The organism is Streptococcus suis (genome assembly GCF_002960445.1).
Classification (GTDB): Bacteria; Bacillota; Bacilli; order Lactobacillales; family Streptococcaceae; genus Streptococcus; species Streptococcus hyiners.
The window spans coordinates 1-437 of sequence record NZ_POJD01000243.1; the positions used below are offsets into that span (position 1 = coordinate 1).

Annotated in this window: 1 protein-coding gene; it reads left to right on the plus strand. The window is 40.7% G+C overall.

Annotated elements, in window-relative coordinates; genetic code table 11:
* Window positions 1-135: 135 nt before the first annotated feature.
* Window positions 136-437: HTH domain-containing protein (locus tag C1G53_RS09140; RefSeq protein WP_153046693.1), on the plus strand; the 302-nt coding region annotated here is incomplete at its 3' end.

Genomic DNA, 437 nt, shown 5'->3' on the forward strand with positions numbered 1-437 from the left:
ATAATATCCGTCGTAAAACCAGTTGGCGACGGAGTGTTGGTCAATGTAACAATGTAATCAAGTGTCTTCATGAAAACCTCCTTATTTAAAACTATTATATCACGTTTTAGGTGATTTTTTTGCTATAATGAAGGTATGAAAACCTATCAGAAAATATATCTCCTTTTAAAAGAGAGAGAGGATTATGTCAGCGGAGAAGATTTGGCACAGGAATTGGGCATTTCACGGACATCCATTTGGAAGGCCATTCGCCAGTTAGAAACGCATGGTTTAACTATTGAGGCTGCCCGTAATCGTGGCTACAGATTAGCCGAAGGCGATTTACTCCTACCCGAATTAATCTCTCAGGAGCTTCAACTACCTGTCCATCTGAATATGGATAGCGACTCCACCCAGCTAGATGCCAAACAAGGTATTGAATCAGGTCATACTAGTCC